The 352-nt window shown below is 76.1% G+C and carries 1 pseudogene; it reads left to right on the forward strand.

Features of this window, described 5'->3' with window-relative positions:
• A pseudogene (locus tag D180_RS14965) lies at positions 1–352 on the forward strand (thiol reductant ABC exporter subunit CydC); the annotation flags it as partial.

The following is a 352-nucleotide window of genomic DNA, read 5'->3' on the forward strand; positions in this document are numbered from 1 at the left end:
CTGATGTCGGACATCGGCGAGGTCGACGGCCTGGTGGTGCGCGCGCTGGCGCCACTGGCCGCACTGCTCGGCGTCGGCACGATCGGCATTGCCGCGGCAGCGGCGATCCACGGGCCCGCGGCGCTGGTGCTGACCGTGCTGGCGTTGGCGATCGGACTGGGTGTGCCGTGGGTGGTGGCGCGCGGCGGCGAGGCCCGCGAACGTGCGCGCGCGCAGCAGCGCGAAGCCTTGCGCACCCTGGCCTACGAAGGTCTGGAGGGCGCCGCCGACCTGGCCGCGCTCGACGCGCAAGCCGCCTGGATCGCGCGCGTGGACGCCAGCGCCCAGGCGCTGCGCAGCGAAGACCGGCGCC

This window comes from Xanthomonas sp. SHU 166 (genome assembly GCF_000364685.1).
Taxonomy (GTDB): domain Bacteria; phylum Pseudomonadota; class Gammaproteobacteria; order Xanthomonadales; family Xanthomonadaceae; genus Xanthomonas_A; species Xanthomonas_A sontii.